The sequence below is a fragment of the Streptomyces sp. CLV115 genome (assembly GCF_038448545.1).
Lineage (GTDB): Bacteria > Actinomycetota > Actinomycetes > Streptomycetales > Streptomycetaceae > Streptomyces > Streptomyces sanglieri.
This window is the reverse complement of sequence record NZ_JBCEWQ010000037.1, coordinates 17674-36121: the sequence shown is the minus strand read 5'-3', so window position 1 is coordinate 36121 and position 18448 is coordinate 17674. Positions and strand designations below refer to the sequence as shown.

Annotated in this window: 18 protein-coding genes; 8 read left to right on the top strand and 10 right to left on the bottom strand. The window is 72.4% G+C overall.

From position 1 onward, the window contains the following. Positions 1-18 precede the first annotated feature (18 nt). Positions 19-264 carry an SCO4848 family membrane protein gene (locus AADR41_RS15695; protein ID WP_079179553.1) on the bottom strand — a complete coding sequence of 82 codons (246 nt, stop codon included), beginning with the start codon at positions 262-264 and terminating at the stop codon, positions 19-21. Here AADR41_RS15695 and AADR41_RS15690 point away from each other — a divergent pair. Then, on the top strand, positions 203-1639 hold the full coding sequence (locus AADR41_RS15690; protein ID WP_446751047.1) for a D-alanyl-D-alanine carboxypeptidase: 1437 nt from the start codon (positions 203-205) through the stop codon (positions 1637-1639). The two genes, AADR41_RS15695 and AADR41_RS15690, sit on opposite strands and share 62 nt — an antisense overlap. Here the strand turns inward: AADR41_RS15690 and AADR41_RS15685 are convergent. Beyond that, the gene (locus tag AADR41_RS15685; RefSeq protein ID WP_342282000.1) at positions 1587-2540 is read right to left on the bottom strand and encodes a YihY/virulence factor BrkB family protein; all 954 of its coding nucleotides are present in this window, start codon (positions 2538-2540) and stop codon (positions 1587-1589) included. The genes AADR41_RS15690 and AADR41_RS15685 overlap by 53 nt on opposite strands. A gap of 141 nt (positions 2541-2681) precedes the next feature. Between AADR41_RS15685 and AADR41_RS15680 the strand changes: the two genes are divergently transcribed. After that, the gene (locus AADR41_RS15680) at positions 2682-4031 is read left to right on the top strand and encodes an FAD-binding oxidoreductase (RefSeq protein ID WP_342281999.1); all 1350 of its coding nucleotides are present in this window, start codon (positions 2682-2684) and stop codon (positions 4029-4031) included. Positions 4032-4075: 44 nt separating this feature from the next. Further along, a complete protein-coding gene (locus AADR41_RS42895; protein WP_446751046.1) occupies positions 4076-4966 on the top strand; it encodes an SDR family NAD(P)-dependent oxidoreductase in 891 nt (296 codons plus the stop codon). A 31-nt stretch (positions 4967-4997) separates the two neighbouring features. Here AADR41_RS42895 and AADR41_RS15665 read toward each other — a convergent pair whose 3' ends face one another. Together AADR41_RS15665 and trpS are read right to left on the bottom strand one after the other, a co-directional pair. Beyond that, positions 4998-5588 (bottom strand): 2'-5' RNA ligase family protein, encoded by a 591-nt coding sequence (locus tag AADR41_RS15665; protein WP_342281998.1) that lies wholly within the window; start codon positions 5586-5588, stop codon positions 4998-5000. A gap of 113 nt (positions 5589-5701) precedes the next feature. Further along, positions 5702-6715 carry a tryptophan--tRNA ligase gene (gene trpS, locus AADR41_RS15660; protein ID WP_342281997.1) on the bottom strand — a complete coding sequence of 338 codons (1014 nt, stop codon included), beginning with the start codon at positions 6713-6715 and terminating at the stop codon, positions 5702-5704. Between the two features lie 238 nt (positions 6716-6953). On the opposite strand from trpS, the gene rocD reads away from it, so the two are divergent. Both rocD and AADR41_RS15650 read left to right on the top strand, forming a co-directional pair. Further along, positions 6954-8156 (top strand): ornithine--oxo-acid transaminase, encoded by a 1203-nt coding sequence (gene rocD, locus AADR41_RS15655; protein ID WP_342281996.1) that lies wholly within the window; start codon positions 6954-6956, stop codon positions 8154-8156. A 63-nt stretch (positions 8157-8219) separates the two neighbouring features. Continuing rightward, positions 8220-9053 (top strand): SMI1/KNR4 family protein, encoded by an 834-nt coding sequence (locus AADR41_RS15650; RefSeq protein ID WP_342281995.1) that lies wholly within the window; start codon positions 8220-8222, stop codon positions 9051-9053. A gap of 9 nt (positions 9054-9062) precedes the next feature. On the opposite strand, the gene AADR41_RS15645 is transcribed toward AADR41_RS15650, so the two are convergent. Together AADR41_RS15645 and AADR41_RS15640 are read right to left on the bottom strand one after the other, a co-directional pair. Further along, positions 9063-10259, bottom strand: coding sequence for a glutathionylspermidine synthase family protein (locus tag AADR41_RS15645; protein WP_342281994.1), 1197 nt, complete (start codon positions 10257-10259; stop codon positions 9063-9065). A gap of 6 nt (positions 10260-10265) precedes the next feature. Continuing rightward, positions 10266-10532, bottom strand: a complete 267-nt coding sequence (locus AADR41_RS15640) for a hypothetical protein (RefSeq protein WP_317867352.1) — start codon at positions 10530-10532, stop codon at positions 10266-10268. A 127-nt stretch (positions 10533-10659) separates the two neighbouring features. Here AADR41_RS15640 and AADR41_RS15635 point away from each other — a divergent pair, with 127 nt between their 5' ends. After that, a complete protein-coding gene (locus AADR41_RS15635) occupies positions 10660-11532 on the top strand; it encodes a hypothetical protein (RefSeq protein WP_342282018.1) in 873 nt (290 codons plus the stop codon). A 66-nt stretch (positions 11533-11598) separates the two neighbouring features. On the opposite strand, the gene pdxR is transcribed toward AADR41_RS15635, so the two are convergent. Continuing rightward, a complete protein-coding gene (pdxR, locus tag AADR41_RS15630) occupies positions 11599-13002 on the bottom strand; it encodes a MocR-like pyridoxine biosynthesis transcription factor PdxR (RefSeq protein ID WP_342281993.1) in 1404 nt (467 codons plus the stop codon). A 47-nt stretch (positions 13003-13049) separates the two neighbouring features. On the opposite strand from pdxR, the gene AADR41_RS15625 reads away from it, so the two are divergent. Both AADR41_RS15625 and AADR41_RS15620 read left to right on the top strand, forming a co-directional pair. Next, complete coding sequence (locus tag AADR41_RS15625; RefSeq protein WP_342281992.1) at positions 13050-13565, top strand: carboxymuconolactone decarboxylase family protein; 516 nt, start codon at positions 13050-13052, stop codon at positions 13563-13565. Positions 13566-13624: 59 nt separating this feature from the next. Next, on the top strand, positions 13625-14359 hold the full coding sequence (locus tag AADR41_RS15620) for an isocitrate lyase/PEP mutase family protein (protein ID WP_342281991.1): 735 nt from the start codon (positions 13625-13627) through the stop codon (positions 14357-14359). A gap of 86 nt (positions 14360-14445) precedes the next feature. Here the strand turns inward: AADR41_RS15620 and AADR41_RS15615 are convergent, their stop codons facing one another. The 3 genes from AADR41_RS15615 to AADR41_RS15605 all read right to left on the bottom strand — a co-directional run bounded on the left by AADR41_RS15615 (position 14446) and on the right by AADR41_RS15605 (position 18437). Beyond that, a complete protein-coding gene (locus AADR41_RS15615) occupies positions 14446-15822 on the bottom strand; it encodes a B12-binding domain-containing radical SAM protein (protein ID WP_342281990.1) in 1377 nt (458 codons plus the stop codon). A gap of 139 nt (positions 15823-15961) precedes the next feature. Then, complete coding sequence (locus AADR41_RS15610; RefSeq protein ID WP_342281989.1) at positions 15962-16951, bottom strand: malate dehydrogenase; 990 nt, start codon at positions 16949-16951, stop codon at positions 15962-15964. A gap of 760 nt (positions 16952-17711) precedes the next feature. Next, entirely contained in the window at positions 17712-18437 is a 726-nt protein-coding gene (locus tag AADR41_RS15605; RefSeq protein WP_342281988.1) for a DUF3017 domain-containing protein, read from the bottom strand. Positions 18438-18448: the final 11 nt, after the last annotated feature.

The following is an 18448-nucleotide window of genomic DNA, read 5'->3' as shown; positions in this document are numbered from 1 at the left end:
AGCCCGTCGTGCGGCCTGTTATGCGCGTTCGCGGCGCAGAGCCTTGACGCCACGGAACCCGATCACTCCAACCGCCGTCCCCAGGAGAAAGGACGTGATGGCGAGCAGCAGATGCACCCAGAAGTACGCAGTCGGGTCACCCGCGTCGTCGAAGGCGAGTCCGCTGCCGTCCTTCCACAGGTTCTTGACGAAAGTGATCCAGATGAACCAGCTCCACACCCCGAAGGCGAGCAGGAACCAGGAGACGGGGCGGCTGAGCTTCATGGACCCAGTATCTCCGCCGCGATCCGGCAGAACCGCCCGGGGTGGGCTGTCCCGGCGGTACGCCCGGCGGGTCAAGCCATCCGCACCCATTTTCATATCTTCTCCCTGTACGTTTCCGACCGTGCCTGCTCTCAAAAAGACCGCTCTGACGGTCATCTCTGCCGCCTTGTTGTCCACTTTTGTTGTCAGCCCGGCGTCGGCGGTCGGCAAGGATGCCTCCGACGAACAGCCGAAGCCGCCCGCGGGCATGTCCAGGGTCGGCGGCGAACTGCTGGGCCGGGCCGGTACGCAGGTCAAGCTGGGACCGGACGCCCCGGTGCTGCCGAAGGGCCTCTCGGGCAGGTCCTGGATCGTCGCGGACGCGGAGAGCGGCCAGGTCCTCGCCTCGCACAACGCGCACTGGCGGCTGCCTCCCGCCTCCACCCTGAAGATGCTCTTCGCGGACACCGTGATGCCCGCGCTCCAGCCGAAGACCCAGGAGTACACGGTCAAGGACGAGGATCTCGCCAATCTCGGCGAGGGCAGCAGCCTGGTCGGCGTCAAGGAGAAGCTCACCTACACAGTCCACGATCTGTGGCTCGGGGTGTTCCTGCGGTCGGGCAACGACGCGGTGCACGTGCTGTCCTCGATGTACGGCGGCGTCCCCAAGACCGTGGACGCGATGCAGTCGCACGCCGAGGAGTTGCAGGCGCTCGACACGAAGGTGGTGTCGCCCGACGGGTACGACGCGCCCGACCAGGTATCCAGCGCGTACGACCTGACGCTGTTCGCCCGCAGCGGGCTGCAGAAGGCGGACTTCCGGGAGTACTGCTCGACGGCCGACGCGCAGTTCCCCGGCGCGGAGAAGAAGGGCAAGCGCGAGAGCTTCGGCATCCAGAACACCAACAAGCTGCTCACCGGCGCCGGCGGCGTCGAGCCGTACAAGGGCATCGCGGGCGTCAAGAACGGCTACACCACGCATGCCGGCAACACCTTCACCGGCGTCGCCGAACGCGACGGCAAGGTGCTGCTCGTCACCGTCATGAACCCGTCGTCCGAGAAGCCCCACGCCGTCTACGACGAAGCCGCCGACCTGCTCGACTGGGGCTTCGACGCGAGCGGCAGGGTGACTCCGGTCGGCGAGCTGGTGCCGCCGAAGTCGGCCGCCACCGGCACCGGGTCCGGCAAGGGATCGACGGCCGCGCCCGGGAAGGACCAGGGACAGAACGGCCCCGCGCAGGACGCGAAGGCCGCCGCGTCCGAGGGCGGTGGCCAGGGCGCCGGGATCGCGCTGGGCATCGCCGCGGGCGTCGTGGTGCTGCTGGCCGGCGCGGCGTTCCTGGTCAACCGGCGCTGGCCGCTGCCGGACCTGGTCCGTCGCCTCCCGCGCCGCTGACCGGCCCGGACGGTTCTCCGGCGGCCTCGCCCCCGGTGTCACCGGCCTCCTCGCTGTTCTGCGTCGCCGTCCAGGCGGCGCAGAACAGCAGCAGCTTCGCCGAGAGGTTGATCCACAGCAGCAGCGCGACCGGCACCCCGAAGGCGCCGTACATGCTCTTCGACGCCACGCCCTTCATGTAGCTGCCGAGCAGCAGCTTGAGCAGTTCGAAGCCGATCGCGCCGAGCGCTCCGGCGACCAGCAGCCGGTGCCGCGGCGGCTCGACGCCGGGCAGCAGGGTCAGCAGATAGAGCAGCAGCAGGAATCCGGCGAGCGCCGCGACCAGCAGGGTGGCCACCTGGAGCACCACACCGCCGGCACCGCGGTCCGAGATGCCTAGCAGATTCGCCGTCCAGCCGACGGCGACGGAGCCGGCCGACGACACGGCCATCGTCGCGAGCGCCGCCCCGCCGAGCCCCAGCAGCAGCCCGGCGTCCTTGAGTTTGCGCACGACCGGGTTGCCCAGGCGCACGTCGTCCAGGTCCCAGACGGCGCGCAGGCAGTCCCGCATCGAGCCGATCCAGCCGATGCCGGTGAGGAGCAGCACCGCACCAGCCACCACACCCACCGTGCCCGCGTGGGCCACCAGGCTCCCGATGCCGAGCTGGTCGGAGATGCCCGGCACCTGCTCGGCGAGCTTGTCCTCGATCTTGTGGAGCTGCTCGGTGGAGAGCAGTGCGGCGCCGATCGCCGCACCGACCGCGATCAGCGGGAAGAGCGCCAGAAAGCTGATGAAGGTGATCGCGGCGGAGAGCCTGGCCCAATGGACCCGCTCCAGCGTCTCGTAGGAGCGCCAGGCGTGCGTCGCCATCAGCCGGGAGACGATCGGCCCGATGACGGGGAGGTTCTTGAGCCAGTCCATGACGTACGACTACCCTCCCCGGCCCGGAAAACCGAAACCGGCCCTGTCGCCGTACGGCCTGACACTTCTTCAATCACCCATACCGGTGAGTGTTGTAACAAATGCCCCGAAAGGGTTTTCCCGGGCGATACGGTCACCGTCATGTCTGTCGACACCGTGTCCCTGACCGGCTGGGGCCGCACCGCCCCGACGGCCGCCGTGCGTTTCCGCCCCCGTTCGTACGAGGAGGCGGCGGCGACGGTACGCGGCTGCGGACCCCGCGGCTCCATCGCCCGGGGCCTCGGCCGGGCACACGGCGACGCGGCCCAGAACGCGGGCGGCTCCGTCCTCGACATGACCGCGCTCAACCGGATCCGCTCCGTGGACGCCGCCGCCGGGATCGTGGTCTGCGACGCCGGGGTCGGCCTGCACCGGCTGGCGGAGGTCCTGCTGCCGCTCGGCTGGTTCGTCCCGGTCATGCCCACCACTCGGTACGTCACCGTGGGCGGCGCGGTCGGCGCCGACATCCACGGTCACGACCAGCACGCCTCGGGCTCCTTCTCCCGGCACGTCCAGGAGCTGGAACTGCTGAGCGCCGAGGGCGAGATCCGTACCGTCCGCCCCGGCACCGCGCTCTTCGACGCGACCGCGGGCGGCCTCGGCCTGACGGGGGTGATCCTCTCGGCCACGCTCCGGTGCCACCGCGTCACCAGCTCATGGCTGTCGGTCGACACCGAACGCACCGTCGACCTGGACGACCTGCTGGAACGGCTCGTCGCCGGGGACCACCGCTACCGCTACTCGGCCGCCTGGATCGACCTCCGCGCCCGCGGCCGGGCGACGGGGCGCTCCGTACTCACCCGGGGGGAGCACGTGCCCCGGTACGCGCTACCGGCGCACGCCCGGCGCACACCGCTCTCGTTCCGCCCGGGGCCGCTGCCGGCCGCCCCCGCCCTCGTGCCGGAGGCGCTGCTCGGCGGCGCACCGGCCGCCCTGCTCAACGAGGTGCGGTACCGCGGCGCGCCCAGGTACCGGATCGGTGAACTCCAGCGGCTCGCCGCGTACTTCCGCCCCCTGGACGGCCTGCCGCACCGCGACCGGATCCTTGGGCGGACCGGGTCCGTGCGGTACCAGTTCGCCGTCGGCCACGGCCGGGAGGAGACGCTGCGCCGGATCGTGCACCGGATCTCCCGGTGGCGCCGGCCGTCGGCGAACGCCGTGCTCAAACGGTTCGGCGCCGGGGATCCGGGCTGGCTGTCGTTCCCGATGCCCGGCTGGACGCTCGCCCTCGACCTGCCCGCCGCCCTGCCCGGGCTGGCCGGATTCCTGGACTCGCTGGACGAGGAGGTGGCGGCGGTCGGTGGCCGGGTCTGTCTGGCGAAGGACGCCCGGCTCCGGCCGGAGCTGCTGGCCGCGATGTATCCGAGGCTGGCCGACTTCCGGTCGCTCCGTGCCGAGCTGGACCCGGCCGGGGCCTTCCGCTCGGACCTGTCGCGCCGTCTGTCGCTCTGACCGCCCCGCCCGCCCCGCCTCCCCACATCACAAGGAGTGTTCCCGTGAAGGACGCCTTCGGAGCCCCGCAGTCCCTGCTCGTCCTCGGCGGCACGTCGGAGATCGCGCTGGCGACCGCCCGGCGGCTGATCGCCCTGCGGACCCGCACGGTCCGGCTGGCCGGGCGCCCCGGGCCCGCACTCGACGCGGCCGCCGCCGACCTGCGCACCCGCGGCGCCGACGTCCGTACGGTCGGCTTCGACGCCCTGGACGCCGAGTCGCACCGGACCGTCCTGGGCAGGATCTTCACCGAGGGCGACATCGACATGGTGCTGCTGGCCTTCGGCATCGCCGGCGACCAGGGCCGCGACGAGGAGGAACCGCTCGCCGCGGTCCGGGTCGCCCAGACCAACTACACCGGAGCCGTCTCCGCCGGGCTGGTGTGCGCCGGCGCACTCCAGGCGCAGGGGCACGGCTCGCTGGTGGTGCTCTCCTCGGTGGCGGGCGAACGCGTCCGCCGCGCCGACTTCATCTACGGGTCCAGCAAGGCGGGCCTGGACGCGTTCACGCAGGGGCTCGGGGACGCGCTGCACGGGACCGGGGTGCATGTGATGGTCGTGCGCCCCGGCGTCGTGCGCCCGGGGCCGGCCCCGGAACCCGTCCCGGAAACGGTGCCTGCCGCGCGGGCCGCGTCGCCGTCGCCCGCGCCCGCCCGGGGCGGGGTGGCGCTGCTCGCGTCGGCCCGGTTCGCCGCGGCGCGGTCGGCCTCGGTCCGGTTCGCCTCGGCGCCGCTGGAGGCGCCGTCCCTGACCGCGACGCCGGACGCGGTCGCGGAGGCCATCGTGACGGGTCTGCGGCGGCGCTCGGAGACGGTGTGGGTGCCCGGGTCGCTGCGTGCGGTGATGTCGGCGTTGCGGCACGTGCCGCGCCCGCTGTTCCGGCGCCTGCCGCTCTGAGCGGTCGGCGCCGGGGTGGTACGGGGGCCGCTCAGGGGTGCAGGGAGGGCTCGTCCACGGAGGAGCCGCCCTGCGCGGGCACGGCGGGGGCGCCGCCCCCGGCGTCGAACGGGAACTCGTTGATCTTGCGCCAGACGCTGTCCGGGCCCTGCTCGTACAGCGCGAAGGAACCGCAGGTCCAGGCCGCCTCGTAGTCGGCGAGCTCGGCATACGCCCGGTCCATCGCCTCCTCGGCGATGTCGTGCGCCACGGTCACGTGCGGGTGGTACGGGAACTGGAGCTCGCGGACCAGGGGCCCGGAGGCGTCCCGGACCCGCTTCTGCAGCCAGGTGCAGGCCGAGGCGCCCTCGACGACCTGGACGAAGACGACCGGCGAGAGGGGACGGAAGGTCCCCGTGCCGGACAGCCGCATCGGGAAGGGGCGGCCGCCCGTCGCGATCTGGGCGAGGTGCGCCTCGATCGCGGGCAGGTCGGCCGCCTCGGCCTCGGTCGGCGGGAGAAGGGTGACGTGGGTGGGAATGCCGTACGCGGCAGGATCCCCGAAGCTCGCGCGCCGCTCCTGGAGCAGGCTGCCGTAGGGCTCCGGGACCGCGATCGAAACGCCGAGCGTTACGGTCCCCACGTCGTCCTCCTCAATGCTCGATGGCCGATGGCCTGCTTTCGGCCATCCGCCGGGTTCAGCTTCCCGTCGCCAGTGTGACGCCTGCGGCGGCGAAACCGCCAGGGTCCTTGGACTCAGTGCTTCGCGGGCAGAAGGCCCATCCGGTCGTAGGTCCGGGACAGGGTCTCGGCCGCGACGGCACGGGCCTTCTCCGCGCCCTTGGCCAGGATCGAGTCCAGCGTCTCCGGGTCGCCCAGATATTCCTGCGTACGGGTCCGGAACGGTGTGACGAACTCGACCATGACCTCGGCGAGGTCGGTCTTGAGCGCACCGTAGCCCTTGCCCTCGTACTTCTGCTCCAGATCCGCGATACCGGTGCCCGTGAGTGTCGAGTAGATGCTCAGCAGATTGCTGACGCCGGGCTTCTCGGCCCGGTCGAAGCGGATCACCGTGTCGGTGTCGGTGACCGCGCTCTTCACCTTCTTGGCGGTGGTCTTCGGCTCGTCCAGAAGGTTGATCAGGCCCTTCGGGGTGGCCGCCGACTTGCTCATCTTCGCCGACGGGTCCTGGAGGTCGTAGATCTTCGCCGTCTCCTTGAGGATGTACGGGTCCGGCACGGTGAACGTGTCGCCGTAGCCGGCGTTGAACCGCTCGGCCAGATTGCGGGTCAGTTCGAGGTGCTGGCGCTGGTCCTCGCCGACCGGGACCTGGTCGGCCTGGTACAGCAGGATGTCGGCCACCATCAGCATCGGATAGGTGAAGAGACCGACCGTGGTGCGGTCGGCGCCCTGCTTGGCGGACTTGTCCTTGAACTGCGTCATGCGCGAGGCCTCGCCGAAGCCGGTGAGGCAGTTCATGACCCAGCCGAGCTGAGCGTGCTCGGGGACGTGGCTCTGGACGAAGAGCGTGCAGCGCTCCGGGTCGAGACCTGCGGCGAGCAGCTGGGCGGCGGCGAGCCTGGTGTTGGCGCGCAGCTGCGCGGGGTCCTGCGGGACGGTGATCGCATGCAGGTCCACGACCATGTAGAAGGCGTCGTGGGAGTCCTGCAGCGCCACCCACTGGCGGACCGCGCCGAGGTAGTTGCCGAGGTGGAACGAGCCTGCGGTGGGCTGGATTCCGGAGAGCACACGGGGGCGTTCAGAGGCCATGGAACTCATTGTCTCAGGTACGGAGGGGAACTCCGGCAGCCGGTGGGGAACGTACGCGGACCGGAGCGCGCGCCGTCGCGGACGGGACGTGAACACCCTCCGGCCCGTTCGGACGCGCGGCGTGCGCCGGTGCCCGCTCGGCGGGCGCGCCGGGATTCGGAGGTTTCCTCGCCGCGGATCCGACCGACGATACAAAGTGGGCACCACCCCCGCCCGCCCCACGACGAACGGAGATCCCGTGTCGACCACGGAAACCGCCATCGCCTCCGCCGAGGCGCACAGCGCGCACAATTACCATCCGCTGCCCGTCGTGGTCGCCACGGCGGAAGGGGCCTGGATGACCGATGTCGAGGGCCGCCGCTACCTCGACATGCTCGCCGGCTACTCGGCGCTCAATTTCGGACACGGCAACCGGCGCCTGATCGACGCGGCCAAGGCGCAGCTGGAGCGGGTGACGCTCACCTCACGTGCTTTCCACCACGACCGGTTCGCCGACTTCTGTACGCAGCTCGCCGAGCTGTGCGGCATGGAGTCGGTGCTGCCGATGAACACCGGGGCGGAGGCCGTGGAGACCGCGGTGAAGACGGCCCGCAAGTGGGGGTACCGGGTGAAGGGCGTCCCGGACGGCATGGCCAAGATCATCGTCGCCGCGAACAACTTCCACGGCCGGACGACCACGATCATCAGCTTCTCCACTGACCCGGAGGCGCGGGAGGACTTCGGCCCGTACACGCCGGGGTTCGAGATCGTGCCGTACGGGGATCTCACGGCGCTCCGGGAGGCGATGACCGAGAACACCGTGGCGGTGCTGATGGAGCCGATCCAGGGCGAGGCCGGGGTGCTGGTGCCGCCGCCCGGCTATCTCCCCGGGGTGCGCGCGCTCACCCGCGAGCGGAACGTGCTGTTCATCGCGGACGAGATCCAGTCGGGCCTGGGCCGGACCGGCCGGACCTTCGCCTGTGAGCACGAGGGCGTGGTGCCGGACATGTATGTGCTCGGCAAGGCGCTGGGCGGCGGTGTGGTGCCGGTGTCGGCGGTGGTCTCGTCGCAGGACGTGCTCGGGGTGTTCCGGCCCGGTGAGCACGGTTCGACGTTCGGCGGCAATCCGCTCGCCTGCGCGGTGGCGCTGGAGGTCGTCGCGATGCTGCGCACCGGCGAGTTCCAGCAGCGGGCGGCCGAGCTGGGCGAGCACCTGCACCAGGAGCTCGGGCTGCTGGTGGGCGGCGCGGTGCAGGAGGTGCGCGGCCGCGGGCTGTGGGCAGGGGTGGACATCGCCCCGGACCGCGGCACCGGCCGGCAGATCTCCGAGAAGCTGATGGACCGCGGGGTGCTGGTCAAGGACACCCATGGCTCGACGATCCGGATCGCCCCGCCTCTGGTGATCAGCAAGGAGGACCTGGACTGGGGCCTCGAACAGCTCCGGGCGGTGCTGCGCGGCTGAGCCCCGGCCGGCCGGGGCGGGCCGGATCCCGTCCGGCCGGCCCGCCCTGGCAGACTCCGCACCGTGAGACCCGACCTGACACAGCTGCGTGACCTGATCGAGGAGTCACCGGGCTTCGGCCTCAAACCCGCGGGCGGCGTGCCGCAGGCCCTGATCCACGAGGCCGAGGCGCGCCTCGGGCCGCTGCCGCCGTCGTACCGGTGGTGGCTGGCGGAGTACGGCCACGGACGGGCCGCAGGCGCGGACATCGCCACGGTGGCGCCCGGCGGATCCGGCGACGACTCGGCCGACGGTCCGGCGGGCGGTCCGGCCGACGACCCGACCGGTCCGGCCGACGATCCGGCCGACGAGATGTACGAGGCCGTCACCGCGGGCTGGCGGCGGGACGGCGAGCGGCTCTGCTTCGCCGTCGAGCCGGACTGCGGCGACCAGTTCCGCTTCGCCCTGGACCGGGCGGGCGAGGACGGGGAGTACCCGGTGCTCGGGCGGGACGGCACGGACGGGTGCGAGTACCCGGTCGCGGAGTCCTTCGCCGGGTTCCTGACCGTCCGGGCGGCGCTGTCGCGCGGCCTGCGGGACGGCCCCAATCCGGCGGTCGCCCGGCTGTGGCGGTCGACGCCCGGTGTGCTGCTCGACAACGGCGTGCACGTCTACGGCCCGCACCTGATCCAGGAACGCAACGAGACCTTCGAGGTGCCCCGGTACGCGCCCGGCTGGGTGCTGGTCGGGGACGACAGCGGCGGCGACGGACTCTTCATGCGCCACCACGGCCGCGACCGCACCACCCTGTACCGGCTGGGCCTGGGCGCGGCGGGCGAGGACATCGGGGCGGTCGGCGAGCCGGTCACGGACGATCTGCTCGGCTGGCTGCGCACGGGCGGGCCGCTGCCCGGCTGAGGGCGGCCCTCAGAGGATGACGTGCGGCAGGAAGCGGGCGTACTCGTCCGTGACCGGGCCGGCCGATTCGCGGATGCCGAGCCCGGCCGCCCGGTCCTCGACGACCCAGGCGCCCAGCACCACGCGGTTGCCGTCGAAGTCCGGCAGCGGTGCCAGCTCCTGGTAGCAGCACGGCTCGTCCCGCAGCACCGCGGGGCTTCCCGGCTCATGGATCGTGACGCCCTCGCCCTCGCGGCCGAGCAGCGGTTTGGCCACGTGGCCGCGGCCGCCGTCGCGCGGATCCGCCGCGAGTTCGCGGGGACCGTCGAGGTAGGAGGGCAGCAGGTTCGGGTGGCCCGGGTAGAGCTCCCAGAGGATCGCCAGCAGCGCCTTGTTGGACAGCAGCATCTTCCAGGCGGGCTCGATCCAGCAGGTGGTGCCGGTACCGCCGCCGTTGTCGAGGGTGTCGAGCACATGCGGTCCGAACCGGTCGGTCGCCAGCCACTCCCACGGATACAGCTTGAAGCAGCTCCGGATGAACCGGAGCCGGTCGTCGACGAACCGCCCGCTCAGCCGGTCCCAGCCGATCTGCTCTACGGAGAGCGCCTCCGTCTCGATGCCGGCCTGTTCCGCGGTCTCGCGCAGATACGCGACCGTCATCAGGTCCTCGCCCAGCTCGTCGCCGTCGGAGTGCGCGAAGTGCAGCGGCCCCGGCGGCAGCAGGGGTGCCTGGCGCCTCCAGGCAGCGACGAGCCGTTCGTGCAGCGAGTTCCACTGGTCGGCGCCCGGGAAGCGGTCCTCCATCCAGAACCACTGGGCGCTCGCGGCCTCCACCAGGGAGGTGGGGGTGTCCGCGTTGTACTCCAGCATCTTCGCCGGGCCGGTGCCGTCATAACACAGGTCGAACCGGCCGTACAGGGAAGGAAGTTCGGCCCGCCGCTGCCAGGACTGGGCGATCAGGCCGGTCAGCCTCCGGTCGGTGATGCCGAGTTCGGCGAAGCGGTCCCGTTCCACGATGTGCGCGGCCGCGGCCAGACACATGGTGTGCAGTTCCTCGACGACGTCCTCCAGCGCCTCGACCTCGGGCAGCGAGAAGACGTAGTGGGCGCTCTCGTCCCAGTACGGGCGCAGCGATCCGTCCGGGTAGCGGGTGAGCGGGAAGACGATGCCCTGTTCCTCCACCGTCCGCTGCCAGTCGGGGCGGGGTTCCATGGTGCGGCGTTCCATGCCGGTTCAGCCGCCGCCGGTGCCCGAGCAGCCGAAACCGCCGCGGTCGACCGCGGACTTGTCGAAACTGCCGCCCTCCACCTTGCCGTTCTTGCTGCTGCCGCCGTAGTAGTACGAGCCCTTGCCGCCCCTGCACTCGTAACTCGGCAGCTTGTCGCGGGTCAGCGGGTCGACACACCGCTTGTCCGGCTCCGAACCGCAGGACGTGATCATCGCCGCGAGCACCCCCATGCCGCCGAGCACGACCGTGCTCGACCTCAGCCTGCGCGCCATGTTTCCGACTCCCCCGTGCGTACGAATCAAGCCAATGCGACCATCCGTCAGATTAGATGCCCGCCGACGACGGCGGGAAGCGGGTGCACCGGACGTCCACAAGTAGAGTCGCTTTGTGGTCTTCGGGATGATCTGCGCGCTCGGCGCCGCCGTCTGCTTCGGCACCGCCTCGGTCCTCCAGGCCGTCGCCGCGCGGGCCGCCGCCGAGCCGGGGTCGGACGCGGGGGTCGATCCGGCGCTGCTGCTGCGCGCCCTGCGCCAGTGGCGGTACGTCGCCGGACTCGCCCTGGACGGCTGCGGTTTCGTCCTCCAGATCATCGCCCTGCGTTCCCTGCCGATCTACGCGGTCGGCGCCGCGCTGGCCGCGAGCCTCGCGGTGACGGCGGTGGTCGCCGCGCGACTGCTCGGGGTGCGGCTGAGCGGCGTCGAGTGGAGCGCGGTCGGCCTCGTCTGCGCGGGCCTCGGCATGCTGGGACTGGCGTCCGGCGGCGAGGGCCACGGGACCGGTTCGGCCGCCCTGGTCTGGTCGATGCTGGGGATCGCGCTGGGCATCCTGCTGATCGGCGCGGCGGCCGGCCGTCTCCCGGAGCGGCCGCGGGCGCTCGTGCTGGGGCTCGGTGCGGGCTGCGGCTTCGGGGTGGTGGAGGTCACCGTCCGGCTGATCGACGACGTGTCCCCGGCCGCGCTGCTCGCCGACCCGGCCGCGTACGCGCTGCTGCTGGGCGGCGGTTCGGCGTTCCTGCTGCTCACCTCGGCCCTGCAACGTGGTTCGGTGACGACGGCGACGGCCGGCATGGTGCTCGGCGAGACGGTCGGCCCGGCGCTGGTGGGCGTGGTCTGGCTCGGCGACCGGACCCGCGAGGGCCTGGAGTGGGTGGCGGTCGCCGGCTTCGTGGTCGCGGTGGCGGGCGCCCTGGCCCTGGCCCGCTTCGGCGAGGCCCCGGCGGCCGCCCGGGGGCCGGCGGACGGTGCGGCCGAGCGGGACCACTGCGAGAAGTGACCCGCACGGGGCGCCCGGAGGGCCGGCCCGCGCCGGGTGCCCGGCGTCGGAGGCAGCCTGGGCCTCTCAGGGCAGCACCCGGCAGAGCGCGTCCAGCGCGCCCGACCAGGCGCTGTCGGTGGGGGTTCCGTAGCCGATGACCAGCGCGTCGCGGCCCGGGGCGGCGTCCGGGTGCCGGAAGCGGGAGATCCCCTCCAGGGCCAGGCCCTGCCAGGCAGCCGCCCGGAGCACCGACGGCTCGGTGCCCTCGGGCAGTTCGAGCACGGCGTGCAGCCCGGCCGCGATGCCGCTGACCCGGACGCCTGGGGCCCGTTCCGCCAGGGCCGCGACGAGCTGGTCGCGGCGGTGCCGGTAGCGCAGCCGCATCGAGCGCACATGCCGGTCGTACGCGCCCGACTCGATGAACTCCGCGAGCGTCAGCTGGTCCAGCGCGCTCGACGACCAGTCGCTCATCCCCTTGGCCTCGGACACCTCGCCCACCAGTGAATCCGGCAGCACCATCCACCCCAGGCGCAGCCCGGGTGCCAGCGATTTGCTCGTCGTGCCCAGGTGCACCACGCGTTCGGGGTCCAGGCCCTGGAGCGCGCCGACCGGCTGCCGGTCGTAGCGGAACTCGCCGTCGTAGTCGTCCTCCAGGATCAGCCCGCCCGTGCCGCGCGCCCAGTCCACCGCCGCGGCCCGCCGGTCGGGGTGCAGCGGCACACCCGTCGGGAACTGGTGCGCGGGCGTCATCAGGACCGCGCCCACGCCCCGCAGGGCGGCCAGCTCGCCGGTCCGCGCACCGAGTTCGTCGACCGGCAGGCAGGGCAGCCGCAGCCCGGCGTCCGCGAGCAGGTTCCGGTGGATGTCCAGCCCGTACGACTCGACGGCCACCTCCCGCACCCGCCGCTTGCGCAGCACCGGCCCCATCAGTTTCAGCGCGTGCACGAAACCGGCGCAGATCATGATCCGCTCCGGGTCCGCGTACACGCCGCGGGCCCGTGCCAGATAGCCGGCGAGCACGGTGCGCAGCTCGATGCGCCCGCGCGGATCGCCGTACCCGAAGGCGTCGTTGGGTGCGGTGGACAGGGCGCGCCGGGACGCCTTGAGCCAGTCGGCCCGCGGGAACGTCGAGAGGTCGGGCGACCCGCCCAGCAGGTTGTGGGCGGGCCTGGACCGTGCCGCGCGGGCCCGTACGGTCCGGCCGGCCGGCGGGCGCGGCTCGGCCCGCTGCGCCACCCTGGTGCCCGAGCCCTGCCGGGCGGTGAGCCACCCCTCGGCGACCAGTTCGGCGTAGGCGTCGGCGACGGTGTTCCGGGCGATGCCCAGGTCGGCGGCGAGGCCGCGGGAGGACGGCAGCCGGGTGCCGGGCGCCAGCCGCCCCGTCCGTACGGCCTCGCGCAGCGCGTCCATGAGTCCGGCCCGCAGTCCTGCCGCACCGGTCGTCTCAAGATGCAGGTCGGCACCGAAAGTGGCCCATGAATCTGTCATGTAAATGGACCATACCGGTGTGCCACCCGCCGCGTACTGTCGTACTCATGACGACGAACGAGCACAGCCACCCGACCTCCGAGCTCAACTCCGAGCACACCCCCCGCCTGCAGAACTGGGCCGGGCTCGCCCCCGATGTCTACAAGGCGATGGTCCGGCTGGACGCGGCGTCCCGTAAGGGCCTCGACCCGGTCATCGGGGAGCTGGTGAAGATCCGCGCCTCGCAGCTGAACCACTGCGCGTTCTGCCTCGACATGCACACCAAGGACGCGCTCGCGGCCGGTGAGTCCGTCCAGCGGATCGTCCAGCTCAGCGCCTGGGAGGAGTCGCAGCACTTCTACACGCCCAAGGAGATCGCGGCCATCGAGCTGACCGAGGCCGTGACGGTGCTGACCGACGGTTTCGTGCCGGACGAGGTGTGGGAGAAGGCAGCGAAGCACTTCGACGAGACGGAGCTCGCCCATCTCGTCGCCGCGATCACGACGATCAACGCCTGGAACCGCTTCGCCGTGACCACCCGCATGGTCCCCGGCCACTACCAGCCGGGCCAGATCAACCACTGACCCGCCCGCAGGCCCGCACCACGCACCGCCACTCCCCGACACCCGCACAGGAGCCCCGCGTGACCGCATCCGTCCTCCGCGCCCTGCACCACGACCGCACCCCCGGCGACCCGCTGGTGGTCCCCGGCCCGTGGGACGCGGGGAGCGCGCGGGTCTTCGTCGAGGCGGGCTTCCCGGCGCTCGCCACACCGAGCGCCGGGGTAGCGGCCTCCCTCGGCTACGAGGACGGGGCGACGCCCGCCGACGAGATGTTCGCGGCCGTGGCCAGGATCGTGCGGGCCGTCCCGGCCTCCGTGCCCGTATCGGCGGACATCGAGGCGGGTTACGGACTGGCCCCGGCGGAGCTGGTGGAGCGGCTCCTCGAAACCGGGGCCGTCGGCTGCAACCTGGAGGACTCGGTGGACGGCGTCCTCGTGGACGCCGAGTGGCAGGCGGACCGGCTCGCCCAAGTGCGGGCGGCCGCGGGCGACGCGCTCTTCGTCAACGCCCGCGTCGACACCTACGTCCGGGGGGTGCCCGAGGGCACGGACGTGGAGGCGGAGACCGTCCGGCGCGCGCTGCTGTACGTGGCGGCGGGCGCGGACTGCGTCTACCCGATCATGGCCTCGCCCGAGGCGCTGCCCGCGCTGGCCGCCGCCGTCCCGGCCCCGCTCAACACCTTCGCCCGCCCGGACGGGCCGTCCCCGCGCCGGCTGGGCGAGCTGGGCGCGACCCGGATCACCTTCGGACCCGGGCTCCAGCGCCGGGCGATGGCGGCGGTACGGGAGATCGCGGACGGGCTGCGGAAGGGCTGAGCGACCAGGGCCGAGTGGCAGGGCCTGAGCGACCAGGGCCGCGTGGGGGGCCGAGCGACAAGGGCCGAGTGGCGGGGCCCGGGCGCTCAGGCGCTCCGGCCGCCGAAGGCCGCCAGGGTCCGTTCCAGCATCGGCATCGCCCGCACCACCCGGCGGGAACGGATCAGGGCGTCCCAGGCGGGTTCGAACTTCTTCCAGCCGCCCGAGTACGCCAGGTGCCTGAGCCGTTCGTGGGTGCCGGGCTGGGCGGCAGCGCCGCGCCAGATGTTGGACCACCGGTAGAAGTCGCGGTACGCGCGCCAGTACCCGTCCTCCAACTGGCGCGGCGTCATGCCCTTCGGGCGGTGGACGACATGGCGGGTGTCGTAGAGGTCCCAGTCCCGGTGGACGATCCGGTCCTCGGCCTCCATCTGCTTCCACAGTCCGGTGGACGGATACGGCGTCATGATGTGGAAGGTGGCCGTCTCGATGCCCTGCTCGACGGCCCACTCCACCGTACGGTCGAAGACGTCCGGGCCGTCGTGGTCGAGCCCGAAGACGAAGCTGGCGTTGACCATGACCCCGGCGTCGTGGAGCCGGCGGACGGCGGCCGCGTAGTCCTTGCCGATGTTCTGGTCCTTGCGGCGCTCGGCGAGGTTCGCGCTGTTGACGGTCTCGAAGCCGACGAACAGGCTGCGCAGCCCCGCCGCCACGGCCCGCTCCAGCAGATCCGGCTGGAGCACGGACTTCACCGTGCCGGCGGCCTGCCAGAGCCGCCCCATGCCGGCCATTCCGTCGAACAGCGCCTCGGCGAAGCGCCGGTTGCCGAGCAGATGGTCGTCCAGGAAGTACAGATGCCTGCCGGGCAGCCGCTCGATCTCGGCGAGGGCGTCGTCCACCGCCTGGGTGTAGAAGGACTTCCCGCCCTCGAAGAAGGCGTCCTTGTAGCAGAAGTCGCAGTGGTGCGGACAGCCGCGCGAGACCACGATCGAGTTCGGCACGAGATACAGCTGCCGCTTGATCAGGTCGCGCCGCACCGGCGGCAGCCCGGCCAGGGTGCGCAGCTTCGAGTCGTACCGGCGGCCCGGCGCCCCGTCGCGGAACTCCTTGAGGAACAGCGGCCAGGTGTCCTCGCCCGGCCCGGTGAAGATCGTGTCGGCGTGGGCGGCGGCCTCGTCCGGGAGCGAGGTCACGTGGAGGCCGCCCATGGCGACGTGGACGCCCCGGGCCCGGAAGTGGTCGGCGATCTCGTAGCCGCGCCGGGCGGAGGTGATGTAGGGCTGGACGACCAGGAGATCGGGGCTGTCGAGCGCCTCGATGTCCACCCGCTCGACGTGTTCGTCCAGGAGCGTCACCTCGTCGTCCGGGTCGAGGTATCCGGCGAGGGTCGCCAGGCCGAGCGGCGGGAAGAGCGAGTACTTGATGGGGCGGAACAGCGGGCTGGTCGCCTCGGTCAGTGCCGGAAGAATCATCGTCACGCGCATGACAGCGCAGACTCGGGAACGGGTGCGGTCAGTTCCCGGGCCGCCATCCCCCGGACATGCCACCGCCGCCCGGACATGCCGCCGCCCCCGGCAGCGGTGCGGCCGGGGGCGGCGGTGTACGCCTCGGAGGGCGTACGGATCAGATCAGGCCGAGCTCGCGAACCGCGTCGCGCTCCTCGGTGAGCTCCTTCACCGACGCGTCGATGCGCGCACGGGAGAACTCGTTGATGTCCAGCCCCTGGACGATCTCGTACTTGCCGTCCTTCGTGGTGACCGGGAAGGACGAGATGATGCCCTCGGGCACGCCGTAGGAGCCGTCCGACGGGATGCCCATGGAGGTCCAGTCGCCCGCGGCGGTGCCGTTGACCCAGGTGTGCACGTGGTCGATGGCGGCGTTGGCGGCCGAGGCGGCGGAGGACGCGCCACGGGCCTCGATGATCGCGGCGCCGCGCTTGGCGACGGTCGGGATGAAGGTGTCGGCCAGCCACGCCTCGTCGTTGACGAGCTCGGCGGCGTTCTTGCCGGCGATCTCCGCGTGGAAGATGTCGGGGTACTGGGTCGCCGAGTGGTTGCCCCAGATCGTCAGCTTCTTGATGTCGGAGACGGCGGCACCGGTCTTGGCGGCCAGCTGCGAGATCGCGCGGTTGTGGTCGAGGCGGGTCATCGCGGTGAAGCGCTCGGCCGGAACGTCCGGGGCGGCGGCCTGCGCGATGAGCGCGTTGGTGTTGGCCGGGTTGCCGACGACGAGGACCTTGATGTCGTCCGCGGCGTTGTCGTTGATGGCCTTGCCCTGCGGCTTGAAGATGCCACCGTTGGCGGAGAGCAGGTCGCCGCGCTCCATGCCCTTCGTACGCGGGCGGGCGCCGACCAGCAGCGCGACATTGGCACCGTCGAACGCCTTGTTGGCGTCGTCGGTGATCTCGATGCCGCGCAGCAGCGGGAAGGCGCAGTCGTCGAGCTCCATCGCGGTGCCCTCGGCGGCCTTCAGACCCTGCGGGATCTCCAGGAGACGCAGGTTGACCGGCACGTCCGGGCCGAGCAGGTGGCCGGAGGCGATGCGGAAGAGCAGCGCGTAGCCGATCTGGCCGGCTGCGCCGGTCACGGTGACATTCACGGGAGTGCGGGTCATGGCGATCTCCGTTAGACAGCTGGCGGTGGGGGTCCCTGCCCCTGGTGCTGGACATCCCTGATCTGAATCTTGATGTGAAGAGATATCCAGCGATCAGGCTATCCGACCCGGAACCCCCGGGCGGCCCTGCCCCCTGTGGCACCGCACACAACCCGTCACACAGCGCTCACCCGGCCGAATCCCGGGTCACCCGGGAGACTGCGTCCCAGTGGCGGCCCGACGGTGCCCCGGTGGCGGCCCGACGGTGCCCCGGCGGCGGCCCGGCGGCGGCCCGGCGGTGCCCCGGTGGTGGCTCCCGTACGGACCCGCCGTCAGTGCCCCGGCCCGGTCCAGCAGCACCACCGCGGCCGGCACCGGCGATGCGCCGACCACGCCCGCCAGGAGCACAGCCTGCCGTCTCCGACGGCCGGCGGAACGAAGCCCCGGCCCCGGCACTCCGTTGCCGGACGATCACACGGTGGCGGAATGGTCACTTCCGTGCCACAGGCGACAGGCATCCCTTGAACGGCCTCACCCCGTCGACCAGGCTGAAGTCCGGACGGGGCAAGGCCGCTCAAGTCACCGCATCCCGGGGCGTTCTGCGCTCCGGCGGGCCCCGTCACCGGTGTCCGTCCCTCCTCGGGGGAAGGGACGGGCACCGTTTTCCTTCGTGCGGCGCCGTCCTGCGCGAGGCGCCGCCGCTCCGGCGAGCGTGCCCAGCGGGCCGGTTCAGCAGGCCGGTTCAGCAGACCGGTTCAGCGGGCGGGCCCGGCGAGCGGGCTCAGCGGATGGTGAAGTGGACCGCCTGTTCCAGGAACGGAATGTCCAGCCACGGCTTGGGCTGCGCCACCAGCGCGAGCATCACGATGAGGAAGCCGAGCAGCCCGTAGGTCACCAGGTCGGTGAAGCGGGAACGTACCGCCAGCATGCCCACCGAGGGCACCACCAGCCGCAGCACGGCGCCCCCGATGAGGGCCGCACCGATCAGCATCGTGCCGACCCGGAACGCCTCGGCGAACGGGTCGACGGCCACGATCAGCAGCCCGATCCCGGCCGTGCAGAGCACGGCGAGCAGCGGCCACTGGCGGGCCGGGGCGGGCGCGTCCCCGGACGCGGCCCTGCCCCCGCCCTCGGGGCGCGCGGTGTCCCGGGTGAGCGACGGGAAGCGCCGCGACGGGCGCGGGGACGCGCCCGCGCCGCCGTCACCCGCCCCTTCGGGGACGTCACCTTCACGGACTCCACCTTCACGAGCGTCGCCGTCACGGGAGTCCCCGTCACCTGCGCCGCCGTCACCACCGTCGCCGGAGCCGGCATCACCGGCGCCGGCATCACGTGCGTCGCCGTCACCGTCGCCGTCACCTGCGCCGACGTCGCGGTTCGCGGTCCGATCCGGTGCGGTCGCGTCCGCCGCCTTCTCACCCGCGCCCGGCTCGTCCGCCCGGGACGACGCCGCAGGCGTGCCGTCCGCCTCGGCGAACGGGTCGGCCGGACTCGTACCAGCACCCATGGGGTTCCCTC